Annotated in this window: 21 protein-coding genes; 12 read left to right on the top strand and 9 right to left on the bottom strand. The window is 36.3% G+C overall.

Annotated elements, in window-relative coordinates; genetic code table 11:
- Positions 1-95: 95 nt before the first annotated feature.
- Complete coding sequence (gene kdsA, locus BUE24_RS21460; protein ID WP_073321058.1) at positions 96-917, top strand: 3-deoxy-8-phosphooctulonate synthase; 822 nt, start codon at positions 96-98, stop codon at positions 915-917.
- Positions 918-1,121: 204 nt separating this feature from the next.
- Entirely contained in the window at positions 1,122-1,805 is a 684-nt protein-coding gene (aqpZ, locus tag BUE24_RS21455) for an aquaporin Z (protein WP_073321056.1), read from the top strand.
- A gap of 89 nt (positions 1,806-1,894) precedes the next feature.
- On the opposite strand, the gene BUE24_RS21450 is transcribed toward aqpZ, so the two are convergent.
- Entirely contained in the window at positions 1,895-2,251 is a 357-nt protein-coding gene (locus tag BUE24_RS21450; protein WP_073321055.1) for a DUF1801 domain-containing protein, read from the bottom strand.
- A 114-nt stretch (positions 2,252-2,365) separates the two neighbouring features.
- Between BUE24_RS21450 and BUE24_RS21445 the strand changes: the two genes are divergently transcribed.
- The 8 genes from BUE24_RS21445 (at position 2,366) to BUE24_RS21410 (ending at position 7,845) form a co-directional block, all read left to right on the top strand.
- Positions 2,366-3,067 (top strand): DUF6090 family protein, encoded by a 702-nt coding sequence (locus tag BUE24_RS21445; RefSeq protein WP_073321052.1) that lies wholly within the window; start codon positions 2,366-2,368, stop codon positions 3,065-3,067.
- Between the two features lie 84 nt (positions 3,068-3,151).
- A complete protein-coding gene (locus BUE24_RS21440) occupies positions 3,152-3,757 on the top strand; it encodes a hypothetical protein (protein ID WP_073321050.1) in 606 nt (201 codons plus the stop codon).
- 29 nt (positions 3,758-3,786) lie between these two features.
- Complete coding sequence (locus BUE24_RS21435) at positions 3,787-4,080, top strand: winged helix-turn-helix domain-containing protein (protein WP_073321048.1); 294 nt, start codon at positions 3,787-3,789, stop codon at positions 4,078-4,080.
- 59 nt (positions 4,081-4,139) lie between these two features.
- Entirely contained in the window at positions 4,140-4,454 is a 315-nt protein-coding gene (locus BUE24_RS21430) for a hypothetical protein (RefSeq protein WP_073321046.1), read from the top strand.
- Entirely contained in the window at positions 4,454-5,098 is a 645-nt protein-coding gene (locus BUE24_RS21425; protein ID WP_084549649.1) for a DUF1361 domain-containing protein, read from the top strand. Before BUE24_RS21430 ends, BUE24_RS21425 begins: the two co-directional genes overlap by 1 nt.
- Positions 5,099-5,128: 30 nt before the next feature.
- Positions 5,129-6,484, top strand: coding sequence for a cell envelope integrity protein CreD (gene creD, locus BUE24_RS21420; protein ID WP_073321044.1), 1,356 nt, complete (start codon positions 5,129-5,131; stop codon positions 6,482-6,484).
- Positions 6,485-6,609: 125 nt separating this feature from the next.
- Entirely contained in the window at positions 6,610-7,257 is a 648-nt protein-coding gene (locus BUE24_RS21415) for an RNA polymerase sigma factor (protein WP_084549648.1), read from the top strand.
- Positions 7,258-7,350: 93 nt separating this feature from the next.
- Complete coding sequence (locus BUE24_RS21410; RefSeq protein ID WP_073321040.1) at positions 7,351-7,845, top strand: DUF192 domain-containing protein; 495 nt, start codon at positions 7,351-7,353, stop codon at positions 7,843-7,845.
- A gap of 41 nt (positions 7,846-7,886) precedes the next feature.
- On the opposite strand, the gene BUE24_RS21405 is transcribed toward BUE24_RS21410, so the two are convergent.
- The 7 genes from BUE24_RS21405 to gyrB form a co-directional block, all read right to left on the bottom strand.
- Positions 7,887-11,576, bottom strand: coding sequence for a starch-binding protein (locus tag BUE24_RS21405; RefSeq protein WP_084549647.1), 3,690 nt, complete (start codon positions 11,574-11,576; stop codon positions 7,887-7,889).
- Between the two features lie 414 nt (positions 11,577-11,990).
- Positions 11,991-15,014 (bottom strand): protein translocase subunit SecDF, encoded by a 3,024-nt coding sequence (secDF, locus tag BUE24_RS21400; RefSeq protein WP_073321035.1) that lies wholly within the window; start codon positions 15,012-15,014, stop codon positions 11,991-11,993.
- Between the two features lie 199 nt (positions 15,015-15,213).
- Positions 15,214-15,834, bottom strand: coding sequence for a hypothetical protein (locus BUE24_RS21395; RefSeq protein WP_139242078.1), 621 nt, complete (start codon positions 15,832-15,834; stop codon positions 15,214-15,216).
- Between the two features lie 73 nt (positions 15,835-15,907).
- Positions 15,908-16,834 (bottom strand): malate dehydrogenase, encoded by a 927-nt coding sequence (gene mdh, locus BUE24_RS21390; RefSeq protein WP_073321029.1) that lies wholly within the window; start codon positions 16,832-16,834, stop codon positions 15,908-15,910.
- Positions 16,835-16,927: 93 nt separating this feature from the next.
- Complete coding sequence (locus BUE24_RS21385) at positions 16,928-17,929, bottom strand: DUF6588 family protein (RefSeq protein WP_073321026.1); 1,002 nt, start codon at positions 17,927-17,929, stop codon at positions 16,928-16,930.
- Positions 17,930-18,025: 96 nt separating this feature from the next.
- Entirely contained in the window at positions 18,026-19,924 is a 1,899-nt protein-coding gene (locus BUE24_RS21380) for an outer membrane protein assembly factor BamB family protein (RefSeq protein WP_073321024.1), read from the bottom strand.
- Positions 19,925-19,965: 41 nt separating this feature from the next.
- Positions 19,966-21,906, bottom strand: coding sequence for a DNA topoisomerase (ATP-hydrolyzing) subunit B (gyrB, locus tag BUE24_RS21375; protein WP_073321021.1), 1,941 nt, complete (start codon positions 21,904-21,906; stop codon positions 19,966-19,968).
- Positions 21,907-22,328: 422 nt separating this feature from the next.
- Here gyrB and BUE24_RS21370 point away from each other — a divergent pair, with 422 nt between their 5' ends.
- Positions 22,329-23,501: a M12 family metallopeptidase gene (locus BUE24_RS21370; RefSeq protein ID WP_084549646.1), complete on the top strand. Its 1,173-nt coding sequence runs from the start codon at positions 22,329-22,331 to the stop codon at positions 23,499-23,501.
- Between the two features lie 122 nt (positions 23,502-23,623).
- On the opposite strand, the gene asnB is transcribed toward BUE24_RS21370, so the two are convergent.
- Entirely contained in the window at positions 23,624-25,306 is a 1,683-nt protein-coding gene (gene asnB, locus BUE24_RS21365; RefSeq protein WP_073321018.1) for an asparagine synthase B, read from the bottom strand.
- Positions 25,307-25,569: 263 nt separating this feature from the next.
- Here asnB and BUE24_RS21360 point away from each other — a divergent pair, with 263 nt between their 5' ends.
- Positions 25,570-26,103: a DUF2911 domain-containing protein gene (locus BUE24_RS21360; protein WP_073321015.1), complete on the top strand. Its 534-nt coding sequence runs from the start codon at positions 25,570-25,572 to the stop codon at positions 26,101-26,103.
- Positions 26,104-26,546 lie beyond the last annotated feature (443 nt).

The raw sequence follows: 26,546 nt of genomic DNA, 5'->3' as shown, positions 1-26,546 counted from the left end.
CTTCTTAATCAAGCCCCATGCCATAATTACTTTTCTGGATAATACTTTTAATGACAACCTTAAAAGATTTATCTTTGCATTTTTAAAAAACACCTATGGATCTTTCAAACATAAAAAACCTGAAACACCTTGATGCTGATAACTTTTTCTTACTGGCAGGGCCTTGTGCAATCGAGGGGGAAGAAATGGCATTGCGAATTGCAGAAAAAGTAGTTGCTATTACCGACAAACTGAATATTCCATACGTGTTTAAAGGATCTTTTAAAAAGGCAAATCGAAGTCGAATCGACAGTTTTACCGGTATTGGGGACGAAAAAGCGCTAAAAATACTTCGTAAAGTAGGTGAAACGTTTGAAGTTCCTACGATAACAGATATCCATACGAATGAAGATGCTGCTATAGCTGCCCAATATGTCGACATATTACAAATCCCTGCTTTTCTAGTGCGTCAAACAGATTTGGTTGTAGCCGCAGCAAAGACTGGAAAAACGGTGAACTTGAAAAAAGGGCAATTTATGAGTCCTGAGGCGATGCAACATGCAGCCAAAAAGGTAAGGGATAGTAAAAATGATAATGTAATGATCACTGATCGTGGTACCATGTTTGGCTATCAGGATATGATCGTAGATTTCAGAGGAATTCCTACCATGAAACAATACGGCACTACGGTTCTTGACGTTACCCACTCTCTACAACAACCCAACCAATCCAGTGGAGTAACCGGAGGAAGACCGGATATGATAGAGACCATAGCTCGTGCTGGAGTGGTCACTGGCGTGGATGGTTTATTTATGGAGACACACTTTGATCCTGCCAATGCCAAAAGCGACGGAGCGAATATGTTACACCTGGATCACTTGGAAAAACTATTAAGTAATCTAGTAGCCATAAGACAAGTAGTAAATGGGTTGAAATAATTTTTAATTCTACTTTTTCACCGAATAAAGCATTCCACATAATACTTCTTTTTATTGATTTAGAAGTAATTCATAATCATCTGGTCAGGGGATATTATTTTTTTTAGTACCTTTCAGGTATTCCTACCCACTGTTTTAATACTATTATACAAGACCTTCACTAGTACCTAAGTATATAGTAACAACAATATTAAAACACAGATTATGAAAAAACTTATTGCCGAATTTATTGGCACACTCTGGTTGGTACTGGGAGGGTGCGGAAGTGCTGTTCTTGCAGCCGGATTTCCTGAATTAGGAATTGGATTTGTAGGGGTCTCTATCGCCTTTGGTTTAACCGTACTCACCATGGCGTATGCTATAGGTCATGTTTCGGGTTGTCATCTCAATCCAGCAGTTTCCATTGGATTACTGGTGGGAGGCAGATTCGACAAAAAAGACCTACTACCCTATATCATTGCACAGGTGTTAGGTGGAATTGCAGGAGCGGGAATTTTGTATGTGATCGCTACCGGGAAAGCAGGATTCGATATCGGAGGTTTTGCTGCCAACGGATATGCAGAACATTCTCCCGGAGAGTATTCTATGCTTTCTGCTCTGGTTACCGAAATTGTAATGACCTTTATGTTTTTGATTATTATTTTGGGAGCTACACACTCTAATGCATCCAATAAGTTTGCAGGAGTAGCCATTGGGTTAGGTCTTACGTTAATTCATCTAATTAGTATTCCTGTTACCAACACTTCGGTGAATCCGGCTAGAAGTACGAGTCAAGCCATATTTGCAGGTGGATGGGCTATAGAACAATTATGGTTGTTCTGGGTTGCCCCAATTGTAGGGGCTATTCTAGCTGGTATAGTTTACAAAATATTAGCTCCAGAAAAATAAAAATACTGTTCCCAGAGTACGATATCCTTCTTTTAGAAATGGTGTCGTACTCTATTCCAACAATTAAATTGCTTGCTCTTGATCTGGTACTAGAAGAACTTTTTATCCTTAACCGAATACGCTTCTTGTAAGACCTCTATCAAAATTGCCTCATCGATCTCTTCAATACTTTGATATCGTAGGGATTTCATCACTTTACGTCCCGCAGTAGTCATCTGATCCAGATGTTTGGTCAAATGACCTGCATTCCAAAAACCTAAGTCCACATATCCTTTGGAGGCATTTAAATAGCAAAATGGTCTACTCTCTATGTAGTAGAAAGGAATCTTATATTTATATAGTAATTCTACGGATGGAACCGTAGTTTCAACAATAACCTGCAAATGCAATAAAATAGACTTATACGGCTCTGATTGATTAAGGATGTAGGCTTCTGCTGGATTCATGTTTCAAATGTACATTTTTGAATTATGAATTAAAACCAAAAAAGTTTCTCTATTTTTAGCTAACAAACAGACATCTAAGTGATCGCTTTATTCAGAAAAATTAGAAAATCAACCATGACAAAAGGTAAAATCTTCAAATATCTGGCATATGCCATTGGTGAAATTATTTTGGTAGTTATAGGAATCTTGATTGCGGTACAAATCAATAATGCCAATGAAACAAGAAAACAAAACCGCCAACTACAAGGAATTTTAAAAAACATTACTTATGATCTAAGCACAGATACTACGATGGTAAGTAATTATATTAAAATCGAAGAACATAGAATCGCAGAAAGCAAACGCATTCTTGCAGGAGAAATCTCCATAGAAAACTTTAAAGAATGTGCTTTATGTCCTAGCATAACAACTACGTATACACCTGTAACCATTAACACCAAAGGGTTTGAACAATTAAAAGGAGTTATTGGTCAGAACACCAATGCAAAAGATTCTTTGTCTACCGATATCACTCAGTTTTATACCATTTTTTTGGATTTTATATCGTCTAGTAATGAAATGCTAAAAAATGAATCACTAAAAAATATTGAAGATTTCAAGTCGTATGATTGGTTTGTAGATTGGACACGAGGAAATAACACCTCGGAAATGATTTCCTACTTCGCAACGAGTGAAGATTACAAGAAAAGAGTGGCTTCTTATAATATCCTTGCGGCCAATAATCACCTGCAATACTTAAAATCGTACAAACAAAACGCTACCTATATTCTGGATAAAATAAATACGCGTTTAGCAAAAGAAGGAGCTTCTAAATAGTATGTTTTAAACTTTGCTAAGAGAACAAAAGTTTGCATAATCGAAATATTTAATTTTACTTTGTATTTCAAAGTACTTTTAAATATGAGCACAGAAGACTATCTAAAAGACATTACGGAGATCAAGGATATGATGAATAAATCATCACGTTTTCTTTCTCTGAGTGGCCTATCCGGAATCATGGCAGGCATCTATGCTTTGGCCGGAGCAGCGATTGCATATTATCTCGTTAGCCAAAGTGGTAGAAATTATCTAATCCTTGACGGAAAGATCTTTACCTTCATTCTTATCGATCTTGCCGCCGTAGCTTTATTGAGTATTGTTACGGCCATTATTTTGAGCACACAAAAAGCAAAGAAAAACAATGAAACTCTTTGGAACGGAACTTCAAAACGGTTACTGTCAGCCTTTTTGATTCCTCTTATTACCGGAGGTATCTATATACTCATCAAAATATTTAGCAATCATTATGGATTAACAGGTTCGTTAATGCTTATTTTTTATGGACTTGCTCTTGTAAATGCCTCAAAGTATACTATTGGTAATGTAAAATACCTTGGCTATATTGAAATTCTATTGGGATTGATTTGTGCCATATATCCTGGTTACGGGTTTTGGTTTTGGGTACTTGGCTTTGGGGTGATGCACATCCTTTATGGCAGCTTAATTTACATCCAGCACGATCGCTAAAAGCACGAATTACATCTCATTTTACAGCAATGAAAAATATTATAGGCAATATTAATAAAGCATTTGATCATCGAATACGATTGGGTATTATGTCGATATTGATGGTTAATGAATATGCCGATTTTAAAATGCTAAAAGAACTGTTGGGTGCTACAGACGGAAACTTGGCCAGTCACACCAAAGCCCTAGAAAAAGAAGAATATATTCTGGTAGAAAAGTCATTTATAGGTCGAAAACCCAACACCCGCTATAGTGCTACCAAAAAAGGAAGAGAAGCCTTTAAGAAACATGTAGAAGCCATCGAAAAACTTTTGAAACAATAACTATATTTTTTTACTCATTTACTTTGAAATTCAAAGTACTTTTAAAATTTAATACGAAAATGAAAATCGTACAACCCGTTAACAAAAAAGCCCTATTTATTGCTAGTGTCAGCTTATTATTAGGCACTATTTTTTTACTCTTTTTTCTCATCTCACAATCCGGATATGTGATCAGAGCAGGTATTGTTTATGTGCTTATCGCTTTGGTACTAAACTCGATCACCCTGATAGGTTTACTTTTTAATTTGATTATAAACCATCAACATTTCAAAGAAAATCTGACCACTATTGGCTTGTTCTTACTCAATATCCCAATCACTATTGGCTACATCTATATCGTATTTATGAACCCTTTAAAAAATGTTCTTATCTAATGGAAACGATCTACAAACAATTACCATTTATCAAAGGTTTTACAGGCTCGGTCCTCTTCGGGTGTCTATTATTACTTACCCGAATCATAAAAACAGATTCGTTATACTACACTTTTCTGGTTTGGAATTTATTTCTGGCATGTGTCCCCTATGGAATTGCCCTTTTACTAAAAATAAGTAATCCAGGACGATTCGTTTTCTGGATCGGTTTTTCGGTGTGGTTGGTGTTCCTGCCCAACTCACCATACATCCTTACCGATATACAACATATACGATGGAGTACATTATCACAAATATGGTTTGATGTGCTACTCATATTATCCTTTGCCGTAAATGGTTTGATCGTTGGCTTTGCCTCTCTAAATTTAATGCAGGAACAATTGAAAGAACGATTTTCCAAAAAAACTACACACTTCATCATTTACATCATCCTATTACTCTGTGGGTTTGGAATTTACCTGGGACGAGTGTTGCGTTGGAATAGTTGGGATATCCTTCAAAATCCCATGGGAATTTTATCGGATATCGCAAAAAGGATACTCTTTCCTATTCAACATACCAATACCTGGGCATTTACAATAGGATTTGGCGGATTTCTCATCATCACCTATCGATTAATATATCACTATCAACAAAAAAGATAACATCAATTGTAACTTATAAATCATTATTTTATGGAAACCCAAAAACAAAAAAAGTCTTTCGGACAATGGATCAAAACTTCGATAACAATACGAATGCTCATGGTGGGTATATTAATTCTCGTACTCTTAATACCACTATCGTATATACAAAACTTGATAAGTGAACGATCATACCGACAAGAAGAGGTTGTAAAAGAAATTAACCAGAAATGGGGTAACGAGGTATTGTTATACGGTCCAGTTCTAAAAGTGCCTTATCAGGTGCACAGCCAAACAAAGACCTGGGATGATAAAACCAAATCCTATATACAAGAAAATCTGATTACTGTATACAACGCTTATTTTTTCCCAAACACCTTAGATATAAAGACTAATATAGAATCTGAAACTTTGGGAAGAAGTATCTACGAATCTGTAGTGTACACTGCCGATATGAAAATTAAAGGTTCTTTTACCGTTCCGAACTTTGAGATCAAAGACATCGAAGCCGATGATATTTTATGGAACAAAGCCACAGTGATTATCAACTCTACAAACCTGAAAGGAATTAGAAGCAATTTGACTTTAAATATTGGTACAGAAAGCTACCCGTTACGTTCTAAGTACAATCAAAACTCTTATACCAATACTCTTGAAACCCAATTTATCAAAGAAATCTCACTCCCAAAGGAAAATACTGTTGAGTTTGATATGGATCTAATTATTAATGGTAGTGAGCAATTGCGCTTTGTTCCTGTAGGAAGAGAAACCAATGTGGCTATGACTTCGGATTGGGCGTCGCCTAGTTTTAATGGCAACTATTTACCCGATACTAAAACTAAAGAAATCACAGAAAATGGTTTTAAGGCACAATGGAAAGTTTTGCAAATCAATAGAGAGTTCGAGCAAGAATTCTTTGGCGAACTCCCACAAATCAACGCTTCGGCCTTTGGTGTCAAACTACTAATTCCCGTTGATGAATATCAAAAAAGTGAACGAGCAACCAAATATGGATATCTGGTAATTGCATTAACTTTCTTAGTTTTCTTTCTTATCCAGACGATCAGTAAAATCAATATTCATCCGTTTCAATATTTGATGATCGGTTTAGCACTTTCTATGTTCTATACCTTATTGATTTCGATATCCGAACACTCTAGTTTTCTAAAAGCCTATATCATAGCAGGTATTGCAGTAGTTGTACTGATCGCGATGTATTCTAAAGCCATCTTAAAAAGTCTAAAGTTTATGGGATTCATTGGTTTATCTCTCACCGCGTTGTATGCCTTCATTTTTGTAATCATACAATTAGAAAGTTATGCCTTGTTGGTAGGCAGTATTGGACTATTCCTGATTCTGGGTACTATTATGATGATTTCGAGGAAAATTGATTGGAAAAACGATTAGGTAGTATATTGTCTTTTGACAATGCTTCTTGCTCAATCAGATATACCCTTTACTCACTTAAAGGGTATATCTACTCAAAATACATACCGTAACAGCTCCACTATTCTTAATTTAATACCAATAACATGCTGAGTAACCTCAGCAGTCTCGACCAGCAAACTGAAGTAAACCAACACCAAAAAATGTCTGATCACACCAACTCATCTATTCTAAAAGGAATTCAAAATGGAGATCGTCACATCATTAAAAAATTTTATAAAAAGAACTTACCCGTTCTCAAGAAATATATCCTAAGAAATTCTGGCAACGAAGACGATGCCCACGATGTTTTTCAAGATGCCTTACTCATTTTGTTACAAAAGCCAGCTCTGTCATTAGATCGAACCCAATATTCTATTCATTCCTATTTCTTTGGTATTTGCAAAAACCTATGGAGAAAAAAACTTCGGGAAAACAAAAAACTAATTTCCTCCCCTACATTTTTAGAAGATATCCCGTACCAAGGAAATGATCTTATTTCAGAAATACATTACATCGAGAAACAGCAATTATACCTTACTCATTTCAGAAGACTGAACCCTAGCAATCAAAGGGTACTTCATCTGTTTTTTAGCGGTAAAACAATGCGAGAAATTGCAAATACTATGGGATACACCGAAGCCTACGTGCGGAAGAAAAAATTTGAAATCAAGAAAAAATTACTATCGATGATTGAAAAAGATCCAAAATATTCGAAGTTGTTTCCGTCGAGTCATAAAGTAGAAGTCGCTTGAGTCAAATGAGTTGTACCATGGATTAGAAAACCGTTTCATAAACTTTTGTACTGTAACTTTTTTATCTACTTTTAATCAGAATAAAAACAACCTATGAAAACAACTTTTTATACACTATTGGCAAGTACTGCACTGCTTATTTTCTCTTGCGGTGATGGAAAGAAGAATACCGAAAATTTGGTCAAAGAAGTCACCTTTACCAAAGAAGGCGAACTCTCTCTATACAACCTTCAGGACACCGTTCCTACTCTGATTTCAAAACTGGATATCGAGATTGCAGATGATGATTATCAAATCCAAACAGGTTTGATGTACCGTAAGTCTATGCAAAAAGACCGAGGGATGTTATTTATTTTTCCAAATGAGTCTCCTCATTCTTTTTATATGAAAAATACTGAGTTCGCATTGGATATCATATTTATCGATGCCAAACAAAAGATAGTAAGTATTCAAAAAAATGCACAACCGCTGGATGAGCGCTCACTGCCTTCTGAAGGTCCTGCGCAATATGTACTGGAGGTCAATGCACAACTCACCGATGAGTGGAACCTACAAAAAGGAGATTCCATTTCTTTTCAAAAAAAATAATAGTAATCCCCTGAACCAAAATGATTCAGGGGAGACTATAGTTACCTAATTATTTTTGAAATACTATACACTCCTGAAGTCCCAATTTTCAGAAAATACACTCCCTTGGCAACATCCAAAGGAATTGAAACTTTACCTGAATTTACGGTCATTACTTCACTAAATAAAAGAGTTCCTTTCATATCCCGAATTGATACCTCTACTGTTTTTAAACCTGAAGAGATGTTACAATAAATCGCATTGTTAAAAGGATTTGGATAAGGTTTTGAAATCCCTAAATCTGAAACATCATTCAATACCTTTGCTCTTTCAGGATTACTTACCCAACCATTATCATACCATCCCTCTTCACAAATATCTAAGTCTTCTGTTTGTGAATTTCCGTTATTACTAAAAATTACATTGGCACAACTTACCCCTTCCAAAATATACTCATACCAACCATCACCATCTACATCGGTCATTTGCTCACCCGGCCATACTGTTGTTAAAACCGTTGGAGAGGTATTCCAATAATAGAGAGACACTTGATCCCAATTTGTGTTATTATTATTGTAGCGGATGATTAAACTATCTGTGGGAGTATCTCCCGGACAAGCTGCAGGACAGGCATCATACCATTGATTGGTTGTTGGATCAAACCAACCTGTTCTATCCCTGCTTAGATCATCAGATTGAGATCCATTACCACTGGTAAAAACAATTCCTACGGCAGAAGTTTCGGTTACTTCATAACTATACCATTGTGAAGCTTGTTCTCTCGACATCATTCTACCTGGCCAAGACCAACCAGGCAGCGGTTGATTTGTATCTCTATTAAACAAATACACATATACATCATTCCAATTTGAAATATTTCTATAATACAGGGTATAAGATGCTAACTCATTAATTATATAATCTTCTGTGATGCCATTAGACATCCCTGTGCTATTGTAAGCTATCGCCCTAAGCGTCGTGTCTTCTGTAATCAATAGTTCATTCTGATAAACAAAACTAGATTGGTTGGGTTCGCTACCGTCTAATGTATAATAGATGGTTCCATTGTTTGTTGCTTGTAGAGCAACTGTTACGTTTCCATCATAGGTCCCTCCATTGGGGTTTACCGAAAGTATAGGTTCAGGAAGTTGTCCCGGACAGTCTGAAGGACAGGTATCATACCATTGATTTTCTGAAAGCACAAACCAACCTTCTCTGTTTCTAAATTGATCATCAGATTGTTGTCCAGAACCATTGGTAAATACCAATCCTACTTCTACAGATTCTGCTATTGTATATAGGTACCAGGGAGAGGCTTGCTGCTGCGTCATTAATTTTCCCGGCCAGGACCAACCAGGCAAAGCGCTATTGTTGTTTCTATCAAACGCGTAAACATATACTGTACTCCAATTTGATGTATTTTTAAAATAAACAGGATACGCTGGCAAATCTCCAAAAGAATAATTATTGGTCACAACCTCTGAGACATTCCCTTCAGCATCATAAGCAATTACTTTTAATACTATTGGATCACTTGTGCTACTACCAATGGTAAAGGGATCCAAATAGGCTTGACCATTATCTGTTGGCTCTGTTCCATCTAATGTATAATATATAGCTACAGAAGCATTATCTGCTGTAGTAGATGCATCCAGTGTAATTTCTATGGCATCATCATAATTTCCAGAATCTGGTGAAATTTCGACGGTAACCTCATCACTACTATTAAAATCTCCAACATAAACATGTTGAATAGGTGTTTTGAAAACATTGCCTTGGGTGTCGACTGCTTCTACATAATAATCCACCAATACATTTGATAACCCTCTAATTTCTGCATAACATAAATCTGCAATTGAAGTAGGCTCAATGAAAAAATCGATTTCAGGGTCTTGAGTGATATTTCCTTTGGGAAACTGTTTTTGATCCATAGAAATTGTAGTCCATGAACTTACTCCCTCACCACCAGCATAGGTCTCGTTGGTCGTATCGGCAATGGGGTTTTGCCCATCATTATCAGTTCTATACTTCAACTGTACAGAAGCTAATCCACTTACATCATATGCGAAAGTCCATATATGAAAATCAGAAGAATTTTGTACTTCTTGGTAGGCATAAATAGGACCAAATCCTTTTCCTCCCGGATTATAAGGGAATCTTTGTGGAATAAAGACAGAAGGTGGTGTAGTATCTGTAGTTACAGCTCCTCCTAATGCATCCATTGCATGATCAATAGCAATATTCCCGGCAAGCGTTTGCTTGACTTCCATATCAATTGACTTTCCATAATACATGTATCCGCTGGTCAATGATGGTAAGAAAAAATGCCATGCTTTTTCTACACTAGAAGCTCCAAGAGAAGGGTCTATTATTTTTGCAATATCAACCCCAGCACTATTATCTTCGGCGGTGAGCACATAATTTTCCGCTGCTGTAATTACCGCCCAGTTTCTAGCATCCTCTGTCCATCCATCTGGATCAAACCTATAATCTGAAGTATTATAAAGGGGCCATAACCAATTTATAAATTGTGGATGCCCCCAATCGTTTGCCGCATTTACCCAGGAGCCATCTTCTACCTTTACGACATCATTTTCTGGAACAGGATACGAGTTAAGGAATTGTTGTATGGTAGTTGGATCATAACCTTTTGAAGCAGCTTCATTGGCAAAACCAGGAACCGATTCCTGATAATAACTATCTCCTCCTCCCCATGCATTATCTCCATCGTGTGCCAATAATACAATAGAAGGCTGACTGCTATTGCTATAAGGTTTTATATGATTATCGATATCCGTTGTACCCATAGAACTAAAACCATTCTGATAACTTAATAAATCTGCCATCGGGACCACGTCCATTTTAAATATCTGTCCAGTTTCAGGATCTATATACTGGGCTTTGTGCGCTTGATAGCAATACGGTGCAGCAAAAGTACCTCCCCTACCATCTATCTGTCCTTTCCACCAGTTATTACCATTGGTAGCTACCTTGTCGGCTTGGTTAGGAGGATCAATATTAACTCCAGAAGTACCGTAATCCAAAGGATAATCATTTAAGGTTCTTGAAAGGTGACTGTTTGCGATCACCGACCATTGAAAACCTTCTTCTACCAGTACTTTGATTATTCTTTCTGAAAAAGAGCATTCTGCTGGCCAAAATCCATTAGAATATTCCCCACCAAAAGTTTGATCAGAAATATACCTATGAGTTTTTAGCTCCATTCTGAGTGCACGCTCACTAATTAGTGGAGCCAGTGCATGATGAAATGTAAAGCCGGTCAAGTCCATACGTGGTTGCCCACCCGATGTTTTCCAGTTTTTCGCCTCAATGAAGTTGTTTTGCCAACCTTGGCTGTATCCCCATGCTCCAGCATTGGCAAGGCTATTCACATTCTCGATCAAACAACCCGAATAATTTACTTGTGCTCCACCATTGGGTAACCCTAATAATGTTTGCACCGAATTTTTTGGACCATATTGATATGCCTTTACTCGATCATTCTTACTAAATATCTCCTCAAGATTATTCAATGGATGACTTTTTCCATCATCATAAATGTTCCACGAATCCCCAGAATTCTTTAGATTAAAAGATTCCCATACGGTTTGATACCGATTTGGGTTTGCCTTACTTTTTTCAGGCCAATAATTAGGTTGTTGCATATGCCATAAATAGGACGTATGCACCTCTTGTGCTATTATTCCCGTGCAAAAGAATAATAACACTACTAGTAAAGTGTTGTTTTTCATGTTTCTTGTGTTAAATAAATAATAGGTAATCTCTTTAACTAAGAGCCACCTCTACATATCCCAAAACAAGTTCACTTACTAGAATGTTTTCCTAATCTCTATGTTACAAAGTGGGGTATAAAACAAAAAGGAAGAGATTCACCTTTTTTATTGGTAATTATCATTTCTGTAATCAACGAAAATTTAAATTCTTTGTAGTTCCTGCAGATGAAAATTTCACCTTAAAAAATTTAAAACTTCATTGCATTTTAACGTTAATTCCGTCAAATTTATAAAATAATAAAGCATTGAATTTTCAATAAACCGACGCAAACGTTTTCGTGTTGATAAATAAAAATAAAGAAGAGTTATGGTAAAATTAAAAGGCTCGTATTCATCAATACGAGCCTTTTTAATATCATAAGAAGGGATATACTATTCTTCTTCTGGTTTCTTATTTTCTTTAAGACCCACTTTGCTTACCGTATCATGCATGATAGGTGTCGCGATAAATAACGAAGAATATGTACCTACCAATACCCCGATGATTAACGAGAACATAAACCCTCTAAGTGGTACTGCAAATATGAAAATTGCGATAAGTACTAATAAGGTTGTTAACGAGGTATTCAACGTACGGCTTAATGTACTGTTTAAGGCTCCATTTACATTTTTATCCAAAGGCCAAGAAGTATGCTCTTGAAAGAATTCCCTGATTCTATCAAATACAACCACGGTATCATTCAGAGAGTATCCTATTACCGTTAGGATTGCTGCAATAAATGCCTGATCGATCTCCATGTTGAATGGCATAAATTTCCATGTTAATGAGAAAATACCTAATACGATCAATACATCATGGAATACTGCAGCTACAGCACCTAAACTAAATTGCCATCTTCTAAATCGTAATAAGATATATAGGAATACTACGATTAATGATCCTAATACCGACCAGAAAGCCGCCTGCTTAATATCATCAGCAATAGTTGGTCCTACCTTCATCGATGACATAATACCTACTTGTTTTTCTTCGTCTCCATTAGAGAATTGATCGTAAGACAAACCTTCTGGTAAATTTGGCTTTAATGCTTCGTATAATTTATTCGAAATTTCAGTATCAATCTCTTCTCCGGTCTCATTTACTTTATATTTGGTAGTAATCTTTAACTGGTTCTTAGCACCTAACGTCTTTGCCTGAGCACTTTCAAAAACAGCTACAAGATCCTTTTCTATTGCAGATGGTACCACGTCCTTAGCAAAACGAACGGTATATGTTCTACCTCCAACAAAGTCAACACCATAATCCAGGCTATTGGTAAATAACGAACCAACACCAGCGATAATAATAATTCCTGAAATGATATAAGCTACTTTACGCTTCTTTAAGAAGTTGATATTTACATTCTTAAATAAGTTTTTGGTAGCCCCGGTAGCAAACATTAATTCTTTACCGTTCTTACCATATCCATCAATAAACAAACGAGTCACAAAAATCGCTGTAAATAATGAAGTAAGGATACCAATCAATAAGGTAGTTGCAAAACCTTTAATTGGACCAGTACCGATAGTTAATAAGATCAAACCAGTAAGACCCGTAGTGATGTTTGCATCAAGAATAGATGATAATGCATTATTAAATCCATCCTTGATGGCATCTACCTGAGACTTTCCTTTAGCCAATTCTTCTCTAATCCTTTCGAAGATTAACACGTTTGCATCCACCGACATACCGATCGTTAATACAATACCGGCGATACCAGGAAGTGTCAATACTGCTTTTAATCCTGCTAATACTCCAAAAATGAAAAGGATATTTACTACCAATGCAACATCGGCAAATGCTCCTGCCTTACCATAGTAAAAAATCATCCAGATCAGAATCAATACCAATGCAATAGCAAACGACATTACACCACTATCAATAGCTTCCTGTCCAAGAGATGGGCCTACTACCTCACTTTGTATGATATCTGCAGATGCTGGTAATTTACCTGCTCTTAATACGTTGGCTAAATCTTGCCCTTCTTCAATAGTAAATTCTCCAGTGATTTCACTTCTACCACCGCTAATCGCTCCGGTAGTAACTCCTGGAGCAGAATATACGATATCATCAAGAACGATTGCAATTTGGCTTCTTTGGCTAAAGGCACGACCGGTCATTTCTTCCCATTTCTTCGCTCCTTTACCATCCATTTGCATAGTAACCGTTACTTTACCTAATTGGTTGTACTCTTGTCTAGCGTCGGTAATTACCCCTCCACTTAATTCAGGAGTGCTATCTCTATTACTCTTTATAGCATATAGATCAATAATTTCAGAATCTTTAACGGCTTTACCCCAAGCGAATTTTACATATCGTAACTCTTGTGGTAATAAGGCTCTTACTTCTGGATCGTTAAGATACGCCATCATTTGATCTGCGTTCTTCTTTTCTACAGACAATACTACAGGACCTCCTTGACCGCCTTGGCCAGCCATCAGATCAAATATTGGATTTACCTGTGCTTCTACATTAGTAGAATCTTCTGCAGCGTCTTCTAATAGATCTTCGATGGCCGCATCTTCATCAGATTTTGTAGTATCAGTTTGCGTAGAATCTTCAACTACTTCGCTTTTTTCTTCAACTTCGGTCTTAACTTCTTCCTTAGTCTTATCTAATCTTTCTTTTAGCAAGTTGTTTGCTGTAAACAAGAAAGGGAAAATCTCTTCAGCTTTATATACGTCCCAGAATTCTAACTGAGCCGTACTCTGTAGTAATGATCTTACCCTGTCTACATCTTTTGCTCCAGGCAATTCTACCAAGATTCTTCCAGATTCTCCAAGACGTTGGATATTTGGTTGTGTAACTCCAAACTTATCAATACGCTTACGAAGTACTTCAAAAGCTGACGTTACAGATTCATCGATTTTTCTTCTTAATACAGGTTTTACCTGATCGTTGGTCATGTCATAAGTGATATCATCACTTAAGTTCTTATTCGCAAAAATATCTGGTGACGCTAATTGCGCATCTGGTATTTTTTCGAACTCTGTGAAGAAATCCTCGATATAGGTATTTTGACTATTCTTTTGGATCTCGTCTGTTGCCAAAAGTGCTTGGTTGAAAGACGGATCTTTAGAATTATTTGAAAGTCCTTTCAAAATGTCATTTACAGAGATCTGAAGAATCACGTTGATTCCTCCTTTAAGGTCAAGACCTTTGTTTAGTTCTTTATCTTTTGCATCGTTATAAGAAATTCCTGCAAAGATCTCTTCTTTACCGATAGAATCAAGATATGTACTCTCTGCTACTTCTCTTAGTTTTGAGTAGTTTTCTACCGATTCAGGGTATTTCTGAATGGCATAGGCTTCTGCCTCTTTTTCTTTTGTGTAAGTTAGATATGTATACGATAATTGGTAAATACAAACCAATCCAAATAAAATCGCAAATATCCTTACAACTCCTTTATTTTGCATTGTGTAATGATTTAGGTCAAATGAATCAGAGCATTTTATGTGAACGCTCCTATATCTGACAATTATTTAATTTGATGATTTATTGTTCTTAAATACGATCAACATCACCATTGCAATGTTGATGAGATACATAAAGTCTGCAAGACGTACTCTTGTTACTTTATGGATTACTTTTTACGGGTGTTTTAAATTCCGTTTTTTAAGCCAAAGGTCCGGCTCTTACTTCAGGTATTTTACGTGTAGTCCTGTCTATCGCAAAAGCAATAGCAGCATATATTTTTTGTGTTACCCTGATCTGTCGGTCAAGGTCATTGTAGTTACTTGTACTAAGAGCATGAAATGAATAACCGTTTGAATCTCCATGTTGTGCATGTTTAATCTCTACGATAACAGCACCATTAAATCCAGTATCCTTATCTATACTTTTCTGGATTTCATAGACATTTAAACTATAATCTCTAGCGTCTTTATCACTTGGAGCTTCATTGTTATTGCTATGACGATCAAGTTGCAAGTGATCAATAGCAATACGTTCATCTTGAGAAAAAATACGTTTGATTTCTTCTACATCAGCTTCGCTATAGTAAGTGATTTTAAGCTTTCCCGCTTCTGCATCTTGCGATAATCTTGTGTTTTGAACACCAATGGATTGTAATTGCTTTTTTACAAAAGCAATGGTGTTTTGAGCTTCTACAGAAGTAACATCAACGGTCTCAAATTCGAGAACGATCTCTTGATTAGGTACTACGGCATTACGCTGCAAAGCAATAAGCAGCGTAAATGTGGTCATCAGAATACCGAAATACCATTTTTTACTCATGCGGCAAATATAAAAAAATAAAAGCTGCATCAAAGCAGCTTTTACTATAAACCTCGTAAGAAGATCGAAATGATTACAATTCTAATAATCCATTTGTTTTCTTCACACCTTCAGCACTTTCAGTTAATTTGGCTTTTTCAGCATCGCTAAGCTCTATTTCTACCACTTTTTCGATTCCGTTTTTACCCAAAACAACTGGAGTACCAATACAAATATCATTCAGTCCGTACTCTCCTTCTAAGAAAGTAGAACATGGGAAAATTTTCTTTTGATCACAAGCAATTGCCTGTACTAATCCAGAAACTGCTGCTCCTGGAGCATACCATGCAGAAGTTCCTAATAACTTGGTCAATGTAGCTCCTCCTACCTTAGTATCTGCAGATACTTGCTCTAATCTTTCGTCTGAGATAAACTCTGAAACAGGCACACTATTTCTTGTCGCCAATCTCGTAAGTGGAACCATACCTTTATCACTATGTCCACCGATTACCATTCCGTCTACATCAGAGATTGGTGCTCCTAAAGCTTCTGCCAGTCTGTATTTAAAACGTGCACTATCCAAAGCTCCTCCCATACCAATAATTCTGTTTTTAGGAAGATCTGTTGTTTTGTGCACCAAATACGTCATGGTATCCATAGGGTTACTCACTACGATGATGATCGCATTAGGTGAGTGTTCTATAAGACTAGAAGAAACAGATTTTACAATACCTGCATTGATTCCTATTAATTCTTCTCTTGTCATTCCTGGCTTACGAGGAATTCCTGAAGTAATTACAGCGATATCGCTTCCAGCAGTTTTAGAATAGTCTCCAGTGGTTCCTGTTATTTTGGTATCGAACCCATTTAAAGAAGCAGTTTGCATAAGGTCCATTGCTTTACCTTCTGCATATCCTTCTTTGATGTCTAACAATACAACTTCTGAAGCAAAATTCTTTATAGCTATATACTCGGCACAACTTGCACCAACCGCACCAGCTCCTACTACTGTAACTTTCATTTTATATGATTTTGAATGTAATTAAACTTATTTATTTTATTGTCGCGAAAGTACGAATTCTTTAACAAAATAATTCACAATTAAAAAGTTAAATTACCATCCAAAACGAAGTCCAAGAGAAAGATTATTAAAATTCTGAAAGCTATAGTCCAAATTAGCATTAAATACTCCAAAAGCGACTCTAGCTCCTAAGGTTGCCTTTACCCCTTTTGTTTTTGTTCGTACACTAATTGGATCGATTACCTCTACTGAAGCAAAAGGACCATTTTGTATTTGATAGGTTCCTAAAAGATCGGCATCATTAGATCCAAAATAGTATCCTAGTCCTCCATAAAAGTTAAGTATTGGCATTTTTGTAGACACTATACTTGTTAGCAACCAGGAATTTGAATTGAGCTCTACTTCTTGCCCTGTACCAGGTACTCCCCCTGCCCCGTTCAAATCATAAAACCCTTTTACATTGGTATACCCCAAAAGAGCTGAAAGTCTTACCGGCCATCGTTTGGTTCTAAAAATCCAATCTGTAAACTCGTGCTGAAAAGCGACTCCATATAGCTGGATTTCTGCATCTTCGACTGCCTTTATACGAGGTAAGAATCTAACTTTTATTTCGGTACTTTTAATCAATCCCATCGATCCTTGTAAAAACCCACTGGGAACCGAACCAATAGCCGAATTACCAATACCATCTGGCAATGTAACCTCTAATTGAGATGCACTACCCTCATTAATAATCACAGTAATATCTCCAGAATTAGACCCTAAGGCCGAAGAAACAAATTGACTGAAAGATCCATCAGGAAGTGTTATATCTGTGTATTCTGCCGTACGAAATAAAAACGATTGTTTGTCTTCTCTCACAAAAGACAGATTCCCTACAAAGCCTACTTGAAAATGCCATAGTTTCTTGGTTTCCGCAGTGGTGTACCAGCCATTAGACATTGCATTTATCAAGGCTTCTCCAGCAGGAGCAAAATAATCTTCACTAAATCGTTGAGCGTTTTCAACTCCTATTTCAAGAATTTGATCAATATCCGTTTGGGAAAACAAAACGCCATTGAAAAACAACACAAAAATTAGAATGGTTTTTTTCATGAATTATGATTTAAAGGCTTTGCAATATAAAAAAAATCCGCTACACCTTGTCATGTAACGGATTAATCAAATATTTATGATGTATATCTTTAAGTTTTATTCAAATACTTGAATTTCATTTTTATATAGATAATATACAGTTCCTGTCAAGCCATCGATCGTATATTCTGGTCTGTTATTCGAAAATTGATACTTGGAAACTTCTTTACCAGTATCTTTTTCTAATTTCACCAATACTTTCGCATTTTCCTCTTGCTGATCTTTTTCTCTAGAAAAGAAAAAACCGAAGTTCTCTGAGTTTCTAGTGGCATCAAATCTTCTTTTGATAACCGCCAATTCTGCATCTGCAAAACCAAGTACATCTCCAGCTATAGCTCTTTCGTTACTACCAAAAGCAGGAGAAGAGGTTCTTACGGTATTTCCATTTCTATCTGTAGAAACAGTTTCCAAAGTGGTATTAGCTACGATATCTGCACCAACCGCTGCTACTCCAAGCCCAACTTTTGCCAATCCTCTACCAAAACCACCTGGTTCTTTATAGAATTTTTGATACAATACTTTTCCAGCTTTGTCAACATAGGCTACTTCACCTAAACCACTTAAGTAATATCCTTTATCTCTTATCTCAAGATTATTGATATCTTTTTCTTTTTTGATTTTCAATTCTGTTAAAGGATCTGGACGCTCCGTTAAAGCAGAAGTAAGCGCAAAAAACTCCTCATCGTGATATACGATAAACTTATCTGTAGCTTCATCATAAGCTACTTGCGTTGGTCTTTTCTCGTTAAACTTCAAATTCTTTTTCCAGATACGCTTTCCTGTTTTGATATCCACAAGATTTGCATAAGTACTAGTAACGTACATTACCTTGTCTCCCTTTATTTTTTGCAAAACAAAAACATTATCCTCTTTATTATCTGAGATCTCAATGAATTTTTTCCATTTCTTCTCTCCGTTTTCATCGATCAATAACATTTCGTTACCCGCAGTATATAAATATCCTTCCTCCAGTAAAATCACATCCGAAAACCTTTTCCCTCTAGGATCTTTTTTCCATGCCTTTTCACCTGTTTTGTAGTTATATTTATTAAAACCGTTGTAATGCGCAAAAATAAACTCATCTCCTAAATCTTGAATAAAAGCCACTGATTTGGTCGTTATACTTTTATCCCAATTAAATTTCCCTGTTTGGGGATCCAAAACGTTTAAGTTTTGTTTTGTTCCAAGGGCACCACCAAGTCCTTTACCTTTTTCTAGAGTAATGATATTTTTTCCTCCTTCTGTAATTAGGAACTCTGATATTTTTCTTTCGCTATCACTCTTCCATACGATCTCACCGGACGACAAGTTAATTTTATAAATAGAGTTTCCTCTTGGAATATATCCAAACTCTCCATCTACCTTTGAGCGGTTAGCTTGTGCATCAAAAAGCCATTTTAGGAAAGAAGACTTCTCTCCAATTTTGGTAGACCATGCTATTTTTTGATCCTCAAGTGAATATAAGGATACGTATAGTTGTTGATTATGCTCTGTATCGATCAGAAACGCTAATTTTTCTGGTAAAAAACCAATGTTTTCAACAGTTCCATTTACTTTACCAGAATCAAACACCAATTCTCCGTTGAATGTATTGATCACTAGAAAAGCACCTCCCAAATCGATATTCATATAAGGAGTATCCTGTACATTAGAAAGTACTTTTGTCTTTTCTGAAGAAAACATGTCTAAGCTAATACCTCCATTTGTGAGGACCTGAGACATAAATGAAAATGCAGAAAACTCTTTTTCCCAAACTTTTTTATTGGTACTAGTATCAATTCCAGAATAACTTTTACCAGTCAATACAACAATATAACCGGTTACATCATTCAATAGCAATTCTTTAGCACTTTCATTCAATTTTACAACCGCACTTGGCTGTTGAAATTGAGCATAGGAAATGACTGAAATAAACGCGAACAGCAAAAAGACGCGTGTAGTTCTATAAAACTTCATAGTTAGTGTGTTAGATTAATTATTAGATCTCAATTGTAAAACTAAGCATCTATATTTGCATACACCGCATTTTTCTCTATAAATTCTCTACGTGGCGGTACCTCGTCTCCCATCAACATCGAGAAAATACGATCTGCTTCGGTAAGATTATCAATACTAACTTGACGCAGCGTTCGATACTCAGGATTCATTGTAGTATCCCATAATTGCTCTGCATTCATCTCTCCAAGACCCTTATATCGTTGGATTTTGGAATTCTCACCAAACTCTCTAACAATTTGATCTCGTTGATCATCATTCCACGCATACTGCTTTTTAGCACCTTTTTTCACTAAATACAGCGGTGGTGCCGCTATATATATATGTCCAGCTTCAATAAGCTCTTTCATATATCTGAAGAAGAATGTCAAAATTAAGGTCGAAATATGACTACCATCAACATCGGCATCACACATGATTACAATTTTGTGATATCGTAGTTTTGATAGGTTTAACGCTTTACTATCTTCTTCTGTTCCTATGGTTACTCCTAAAGCCGTAAAAATATTCTTGATTTCTTCATTCTCAAACACCTTATGATGCATCGCTTTTTCTACATTCAAGATTTTTCCACGAAGCGGAAGAATTGCCTGAAACATCCGATCACGACCTTGTTTTGCTGTCCCCCCTGCAGAATCACCCTCTACAAGGAACACTTCACACAATGCTGGATCTTGCTCAGAACAATCAGAAAGCTTTCCAGGAAGCCCTCCAATACTCATCACACTTTTTCGCTGCACCATCTCACGAGCTTTCTTGGCTGCATGACGTGCTTGTGCTGCAAGAATTACTTTTTCTACTATGGTTTTAGCATCTGAAGGATTTTCTTCCAGATAATTCTCAAGCATTTCAGAAACCGCTTGAGATACTGCAGAAGTCACCTCACGGTTACCTAATTTGGTTTTTGTTTGCCCTTCGAACTGAGGTTCGGCTACTTTTACCGAAACAATCGCGGTAAGTCCTTCTCGGAAATCATCACCAGAAATTTCGAATTTCAATTTATCGAGCATTCCAGAAGAATCTGCATATTTTTTTAGTGTAGACGTAAGTCCTCTCCTAAACCCTGAGAGATGAGTACCCCCCTCATGAGTATTAATGTTATTTACATACGAATGAAGATTCTCTGCATAAGAATCATTATAAATCATCGCCACTTCTACCGGAATATTATTCTTTTCTCCCTCCATAGAAATCACATCTCCTATAATCGGACTACGACTAGTATCAAGAAATCTTACAAATTCTTTTAGTCCTTCTTGAGAATGAAAAATTTCAGATACATTATTCCCTTCTTCATCCTGGTGACGCTTATCGGTCAAGGTGATCGTAATCCCTTTATTAAGGTATGCCAATTCACGCATACGACTAGCAAGAGTATCGTAATTATACTCCAATGTCTGTTGGAAAATTGTTGGATCGGGTCTAAAGGTTACTATTGTACCATTAAAATCGGTATCACCTGTTGATTTTACTGGATATAAAGGTTTTCCTCTTTCATATTCTTGCTCCCACACTTTACCCTCTTTATGCACTATCGCGTGCAAGTGATCCGATAATGCGTTAACACATGATACACCTACTCCATGCAGACCCCCAGAAACTTTATAGGAATCTTTATCAAATTTACCTCCCGCACCGATTTTGGTCATTACCACTTCCAGGGCAGAAACTCCTTCTTTTTTGTGTATCCCAACCGGAATCCCTCGTCCATTATCCTTGGTAGTAATGGAGTTATCTTCATTAATAGTTACATCGATGGTATCACAGTGTCCTGCCAACGCTTCATCGATAGAGTTATCCACAACCTCGTATACCAAATGGTGTAATCCTCTTACTCCTACATCTCCAATATACATGGACGGACGCATCCTTACGTGCTCCATTCCCTCTAACGCCTGAATACTATCGGCGGAATAATTACTTTTCTTTTGTTCTTCGCTCATAAACCAGCTTTATTTTTATGATAATTTTGGTCAACGAACAAAGATAAAAAAACACTAAAAGGATAAAAGGGTTTTCACAAAGATGATTTAAAGAGTTATCAACAATTAGTTAAGATAAATACCAGAAAAACAAAAAAAGCTCTTAAAAACGATAAAAACACCCTTAAACGGGTTTTATAAAAATTTTAATATTTCTTTAAGTACACTCGATTTATCTTCAAATGATGGTAAAAAAACCGGTTCGCAAGATAAAAAAAGCACTAGATATCTACGCTTACTCACTCATCTCTTACGAATACTCAGGCCTTATGAATAATTAACATTTTTTAGATTTTTTTTAACCTGTTGATTTGTACTAACCGCAGGAAACATCAAGTTATCACTGCTGTAACAAAACACAAACCCATAATTTAAACTTTAAAATGAAAACGAAAAACCTAATTAATTTAGCAAAGGTATCGATGTTTAGTCTGGGACTATTTATGACTTCCTGTTCTAACGAAAGCTTTGATGAATTACCAAACCCCGTAGGAGAACAACCTCAACTTATCGAAAAATTCTTTTTGGGAGAATCTATTCAGGTAGAAGACCTAGGAGAAGGATTGTATCTGCATGATGATGTGATCTTTACAGAAGATCAACTTACAGATTCTGCCATAAATTTCAACAAATCTCCAGAACCTGGCTCAGACGAAGACCAAAAACTAGGCCTAGCCGGTGGTGTACGTAAATGGCCAAACAATACCGTTATCTACGTATTAGACAACAGTCTGACATCAAACCAAATACAGGTGACGCTTAACTCTATGCAAGAGTGGTCTACAAAAACCAATGTCCGCTTTAAAGAAAGAACGAATGAGAACTATTATGTAACCATAAGAAACAATGGAAATACTTGTAATTGTGGTTCAGCGAATCTTGGTGTAATTGGGGATCGAGGAAGAATTAACATCGGAACAAGAACCAGTGAAGTAGTAATGATCCATGAGATAGGTCATACATTAGGATACATTCATGAGCAAAATCGATCTGATAGAGATGACCATGTAATTATCCGATTTGAGAACATTCAGGATGGAGCAGAGAGCCAATTCAGAAAAAGTAATAGCGCACAATTGATTGGAGATTTTGATATTCAGTCTACCATGATGTATGGAGCATTTACATTTAGTAAAAACGGTCAACCAACCATTACTCTTTTAGATGGTTCTACACACCCAAGAAGACAACCTAGATTATCTGCGGGAGATATTGCTGGTACCAATCAGGTATACCCTGGTGATGGTGGCGGTGGAGATGGTGGCGGAGATAATGACATCTGTGCCGGAGTTGAAGAATGGGTTCGTGGAAGACAATATAATGTTGGTGACAAAGTGACCTATCAAGGATTCTTATACGAAAGAGATTTCACAAGATGGAATCGTATCGGGCAGTGCGAAAACACTAATCCTGGTCCTGCAGATATTTGCGAAGGAGTGGAGCCTTATAACAGATCGAGAAGATACTCCCCAGGAGACGAAGTAACGTACCAAGGGTTTTTATACGAATTGCAGAGCAATTTTAGATGGGCAAACCAAGGAAGATGCGGAAACTAAATCAATTTCATTATACAATTAATTAATCAAAATAAAACCCTGAGACTCACTTCTCAGGGTTTTATACTCTCAATTAAACTCAACTTTCAGCTAGCAAATAAACTGAATTCTTCAATTTCTTCTTATACCGCTTCTACAGACTCGTAAGCTTCTTCGTGAACGTTAGCTACGGCTCTTCCACTAGGATCATTCATATTTTTAAAAGCTTCATCCCATTCTAAAGCAATTTTGGTACTACAAGCTACCGATGCTTCCTGAGGTACGCTTAACGCAGCTACATCACTAGGAAAATGACTTTCGAATATAGAACGATAGTAAAATTCTTCTTTATTTTGAGGGGTTTGTATAGGAAATCTAAAATGCGCATTTGCCATTTGCTCATCAGAAACTTCTCTTTCTACCACTTCTTTCAAGGTATCTATCCAGCTGTACCCTACTCCATCAGAAAATTGTTCTTTTTGTCTCCATGCTACACTTTCCGGCAGATAGGATTCAAAAGCTTTTCGGATCACCCATTTTTCCATTCTTTCGCCGTTAATCATCTTATCTTGTGGGTTAATACGCATGGCTACATCCATAAATTCTTTATCCAAAAACGGCACACGTCCTTCGATACCCCAAGCAGCCAGAGATTTGTTAGCTCGCAAGCAATCATACATATGAAGTTTACTTAGCTTACGAACTGTCTCCTCATGAAACTCCTGAGCATTTGGAGCTTTATGAAAATACAAGTATCCTCCAAATATTTCGTCTGCACCTTCACCAGACAATACCATTTTTACTCCCATAGACTTAATTACTCTCGCCATCAAATACATTGGCGTAGAGGCTCTAATGGTGGTTATATCATAGGTTTCAAGATTGTAGATTACGTCTTTTATTGCGTCTAATCCTTCCTGGATTGTAAATTTAATTTCATGATGCACAGTACCAATATGATCGGCTACCTTTTGGGCTGCAGCAAGATCCGGAGATCCTTCTAACCCAACAGAAAATGAGTGTAACCGTGGCCACCATGCAGCATCTGCATCATCAGATTCTATTCTTTTATCCGCATACTTCTTAGCTATTGCAGAAGTCACTGAAGAATCTAATCCTCCAGATAACAGCACCCCATAAGGAACATCTGACATCAATTGTCTATGAACTGCAGCTTCTAAGGCTTCTCTCACCTCATCTATACTTGTTTGGTTTTCTTTTACTGCTTCATAATCTGTCCAATCTCTTATATACCATTTAGTCAACTCTGTATCTTTACTAAATAAATAGTGTCCTGGAGAGAACAACTCAATTTTAGTACATACTCCTTCTAGGGATTTAAGCTCTGAAGCTACATAAAAAGTTCCATTTTTATCCCACCCCATGTACAATGGTATAATCCCCATATGATCACGAGCTACCATGTACAAATCATTTTCAACATCATACAAAGCAAAAGCAAAAATACCATTAAGCTCATCTACAAAGTCAGGTCCTTTTTCTTTGTATAAGGCTAAAATTACTTCACAATCAGACTCAGTCTGGAAATTGTACTTCCCTTCAAATTGTTTACGTAATTCTCTATGGTTGTAAATTTCACCATTGGCTGCCAAAATCAACTTCTTATCTTCACTAAACAATGGCTGCTTTCCTGATACAGGATCTACAATCGCCAAACGCTCATGAGCCAAAATAGCTTTATCATTTGCATAGATACCACTCCAATCTGGTCCTCTATGTCTAATCTTTTTTGACATTTCTAATAATTGAGGCCTTAACACCTCAGCTTCTTGCTTTAAATCAAAAGCACAAACAATACCGCACATAATTTTTCTTTTTTCTATTAATGACATACCAAAGGTGAGTATATAGTAATAAAATGTAAACAGTTAAACTTAAAACAATAACAATATGAAACATAAAAACAAAAAATAATATAAAAAATGTAACTTAAAACTATGTTTTTACCTTATTACACTATCAAACTGTCACAATAAACTTTTAACACAATTTATAGACTGGATTAACATTTAGCTTATAAGTTCGCGTATATCTTTACGACTATATTGTTTTTAATAAAATTTGAATTATGAAAAAATCACTCTTACTAATTGCTATTATGTTTATTGGGGCATTATCTACCGTAAATGCCCAAAAATTTGCTGGATTACAGAAAAGCCCAACGGATATCGCTTATGCAAAAGCAGATAGAAGTGCTAAGCCAGAAATTAAAGTTGTATACAGTAGACCACAAAAAAAGGGAAGAACTATTTTTGGAGACTTAGTAAAATATGACAAAGTATGGAGAACCGGTGCTGACGAGGCTACAGAGATCAAATTTTTCCAAGATGTAAAAATGGGAGATAAAACTGTAAAAGCAGGGACATACTCTTTATTTACTATTCCTGGCGACAAAGAATGGACTATTATTCTAAATTCTGATCTTGACAGCTGGGGTGCATACTCTTATGACCAAGGAAAGGATGCTGCTAGAATTAAAGTACCAGCTTCATCAGGAGATGCTCTAGAAGTATTTTCTATCGCTTTTAAGAAAGTAGATAAAGGATATCATATGGTTATAGGTTGGGATGCAACTCGTGTAGAAGTACCTTTCTATATGTAAACCATAAGATTACATAGTACGAACAAAAAACAGCTTGATTACTCAAGCTGTTTCTTTTTAATTTATGCCCTAAATTAATGATTTGGATTATCCTTTGCACAATAAGGATAATAATTTCTTTTTTCTCTTACCTATGAATTGCATGACTTGAAGCTCCAGGTAAGTCTCCTAGAAATTCCATTACAATTCTAAAGGTTAATCTGAATTTAGTGTAAAATAGCCCCATATTTCTATATTAAATTAACGTTAAACAAATATACCACTCAAATAGTTGGCAATCAATAATTTTCAATATTTTTAGATATAACCAGATATTTTATCGACAACAAGCACAAAAAATTTTATTGACTATAATTTCCCTGGTTAATACTGTTGTTTTTTACAAGGAAAATGGGGTAAATTCCCCAAATTCCATAATTATTTATTTACAAAATCGTAATCTT

It is taken from the genome of Aquimarina spongiae, from assembly GCF_900141785.1.
In the GTDB taxonomy this organism is placed as follows: domain Bacteria; phylum Bacteroidota; class Bacteroidia; order Flavobacteriales; family Flavobacteriaceae; genus Aquimarina; species Aquimarina spongiae.
This window is presented reverse-complemented; position numbering and strand designations above follow the sequence as displayed.

What these genes read in the sequence shown, in the direction of transcription:
- kdsA (WP_073321058.1), top strand. Translation starts at nt 96, where the DNA reads ATGGATCTTTCAAACATAAAAAACCTGAAACACCTTGATGCTGATAAC.
- aqpZ (WP_073321056.1), top strand. Translation starts at nt 1,122, where the DNA reads ATGAAAAAACTTATTGCCGAATTTATTGGCACACTCTGGTTGGTACTG.
- BUE24_RS21450 (WP_073321055.1), bottom strand. Translation starts at nt 2,251, where the DNA reads ATGAATCCAGCAGAAGCCTACATCCTTAATCAATCAGAGCCGTATAAG.
- BUE24_RS21445 (WP_073321052.1), top strand. Translation starts at nt 2,366, where the DNA reads ATGACAAAAGGTAAAATCTTCAAATATCTGGCATATGCCATTGGTGAA.
- BUE24_RS21440 (WP_073321050.1), top strand. Translation starts at nt 3,152, where the DNA reads ATGAGCACAGAAGACTATCTAAAAGACATTACGGAGATCAAGGATATG.
- BUE24_RS21435 (WP_073321048.1), top strand. Translation starts at nt 3,787, where the DNA reads ATGAAAAATATTATAGGCAATATTAATAAAGCATTTGATCATCGAATA.
- BUE24_RS21430 (WP_073321046.1), top strand. Translation starts at nt 4,140, where the DNA reads ATGAAAATCGTACAACCCGTTAACAAAAAAGCCCTATTTATTGCTAGT.
- BUE24_RS21425 (WP_084549649.1), top strand. Translation starts at nt 4,454, where the DNA reads ATGGAAACGATCTACAAACAATTACCATTTATCAAAGGTTTTACAGGC.
- creD (WP_073321044.1), top strand. Translation starts at nt 5,129, where the DNA reads ATGGAAACCCAAAAACAAAAAAAGTCTTTCGGACAATGGATCAAAACT.
- BUE24_RS21415 (WP_084549648.1), top strand. Translation starts at nt 6,610, where the DNA reads ATGCTGAGTAACCTCAGCAGTCTCGACCAGCAAACTGAAGTAAACCAA.
- BUE24_RS21410 (WP_073321040.1), top strand. Translation starts at nt 7,351, where the DNA reads ATGAAAACAACTTTTTATACACTATTGGCAAGTACTGCACTGCTTATT.
- BUE24_RS21405 (WP_084549647.1), bottom strand. Translation starts at nt 11,576, where the DNA reads ATGAAAAACAACACTTTACTAGTAGTGTTATTATTCTTTTGCACGGGA.
- secDF (WP_073321035.1), bottom strand. Translation starts at nt 15,014, where the DNA reads ATGCAAAATAAAGGAGTTGTAAGGATATTTGCGATTTTATTTGGATTG.
- BUE24_RS21395 (WP_139242078.1), bottom strand. Translation starts at nt 15,834, where the DNA reads ATGAGTAAAAAATGGTATTTCGGTATTCTGATGACCACATTTACGCTG.
- mdh (WP_073321029.1), bottom strand. Translation starts at nt 16,834, where the DNA reads ATGAAAGTTACAGTAGTAGGAGCTGGTGCGGTTGGTGCAAGTTGTGCC.
- BUE24_RS21385 (WP_073321026.1), bottom strand. Translation starts at nt 17,929, where the DNA reads ATGAAAAAAACCATTCTAATTTTTGTGTTGTTTTTCAATGGCGTTTTG.
- BUE24_RS21380 (WP_073321024.1), bottom strand. Translation starts at nt 19,924, where the DNA reads ATGAAGTTTTATAGAACTACACGCGTCTTTTTGCTGTTCGCGTTTATT.
- gyrB (WP_073321021.1), bottom strand. Translation starts at nt 21,906, where the DNA reads ATGAGCGAAGAACAAAAGAAAAGTAATTATTCCGCCGATAGTATTCAG.
- BUE24_RS21370 (WP_084549646.1), top strand. Translation starts at nt 22,329, where the DNA reads ATGAAAACGAAAAACCTAATTAATTTAGCAAAGGTATCGATGTTTAGT.
- asnB (WP_073321018.1), bottom strand. Translation starts at nt 25,306, where the DNA reads ATGTGCGGTATTGTTTGTGCTTTTGATTTAAAGCAAGAAGCTGAGGTG.
- BUE24_RS21360 (WP_073321015.1), top strand. Translation starts at nt 25,570, where the DNA reads ATGAAAAAATCACTCTTACTAATTGCTATTATGTTTATTGGGGCATTA.